This window comes from Affinundibacterium flavidum (genome assembly GCF_014284175.1).
Taxonomy (GTDB): domain Bacteria; phylum Pseudomonadota; class Gammaproteobacteria; order Burkholderiales; family Burkholderiaceae_D; genus Undibacterium; species Undibacterium flavidum.
In genome coordinates this window covers 1-303 of sequence record NZ_JACOGA010000066.1, presented here as the reverse complement: position 1 = coordinate 303, position 303 = coordinate 1, and the positions used below count along the sequence as shown (strand labels likewise).

The window sequence follows — 303 nt, the reverse complement described above, 5'->3', positions numbered from 1 at the left end:
TCGTGCCTATGCCCAGATTGTCGGATATCGTCGCATTCGTTGGAGTGACCAAGTTGACGTTGAAGTTCTCGGACAATTCGAACACGCTGTCATTACTGATATTGACCGTGATCGTTTGGGTGGTGACACCAGGATTGAAGGTTAAGGTACCGCTTGCTGCTGTGTAGTCACTGCCGGCAGTGGCGGTGCCATTGCTGGTGTTGTAACCGACAGAAACTGTTTGACCAGAGGCTGCGGACAAGGTGACTGTGAAGGTCGCTGTGCCGGCTGCTTCGTTGACGGTGACGTCGTTGATTGACAGGC

The 303-nt window shown here is 53.1% G+C and carries 1 protein-coding gene; it reads right to left on the bottom strand.

The window, feature by feature from the left end:
- The coding region (locus H8K55_RS21385) for a Calx-beta domain-containing protein (protein ID WP_186944268.1) at positions 1-303 on the bottom strand (303 nt) is incomplete at both ends.